Genomic DNA, 446 nt, shown 5'->3' on the forward strand with positions numbered 1-446 from the left:
ACCAATTAATACATGAGCTGTGATGAAAATTCAGCTCTTTTTTCATTTGTTTCAAGAATTCATGAAAAAAATCAGTTTAACTAAAAAATGGACCTTCAGATTTAGTTGTATGAGGTTTTAATATGGTTATTAATACAATAAAGTCATATTTGTTATAAAAACGCATGTAAAGGGGGTAAAGGCATTTAAATGCGTTTTTAGGTTTTTTAGGAAAAATAAAAAGGGTAGCCATTATTTACGACTTAACCCTTTGTCTACGATCTGACGAATTGCTTCATTTCGGTTCTTCAGCTTATTTTCATGTCAATAATTTTCTATTTGTTCTACTTGTTCTTTTGTAAAAGTAACTAAAATTTGAGTGTACTTGTCTTTATTAACAGCCATATAGCAACCTCCTCTATAAAAAATATTATAAGTTATATAACTTATATTGACAACCAGAAAAA

The 446-nt window shown here is 27.8% G+C and carries 1 pseudogene; it reads right to left on the reverse strand.

Going from position 1 to position 446, the window contains the following annotated elements:
• Positions 1-231: 231 nt before the first annotated feature.
• Positions 232-384: pseudogene (locus HMPREF2590_RS31165) on the reverse strand (ribbon-helix-helix domain-containing protein).
• Positions 385-446 lie beyond the last annotated feature (62 nt).

Source organism: Bacillus sp. HMSC036E02 (assembly GCF_001836235.1).
Classification (GTDB): domain Bacteria; phylum Bacillota; class Bacilli; order Bacillales; family Bacillaceae_G; genus Bacillus_A; species Bacillus_A cereus.